General features: G+C 64.8%; 1 protein-coding gene. It reads right to left on the bottom strand.

The window, feature by feature from the left end:
• On the bottom strand, positions 1–520 hold a 520-nt coding region (locus tag ACZY0X_RS31230; RefSeq protein WP_463775901.1), incomplete at both ends, for an AMP-binding protein.

The following is a 520-nucleotide window of genomic DNA, read 5'->3' on the forward strand; positions in this document are numbered from 1 at the left end:
CAGGCGCGGATCATCCACCTCAACGACAGCCACACCACACCCAACCAACCGATGAGCCAACGCCGCGGAGCTCACCGCCGCGATCGGCCTCGCATCAGCGAGCATGAACTCGACCCGCGCATCAGGATGAGCCGGATCGATCGGCAGATACCCCGCCCCCGACTTCAACACCGCCAGAATCGACACAATCGCCTGCGCCGAACGCTCCATCAACAACGCCACACACTCACCAGGACCAGCACCCAACCCGACCAACAAGTGCGCCAACCGATTCGAAGCCTCATCCAGCTCCCGATACGACATCGACCCACCCGCGAAACTCACCGCCACCGCCCCCGGCGCACCCGCCACCCGCGCAGCGAACACCCCCGGAACCGACACCCCCACCACGGCCCGATCCAACACCGCCCGATGCCCAAACCCATCCAACCGAACACGCTCAGCACAATCGAGCACATCCACCGACGACAACGACCGCAACGGATCAACCACCATCGCCACCAACACCCGCTCCAACCGC

The sequence above is a fragment of the Mycobacterium sp. IDUB_39 genome, assembly GCF_055419205.1.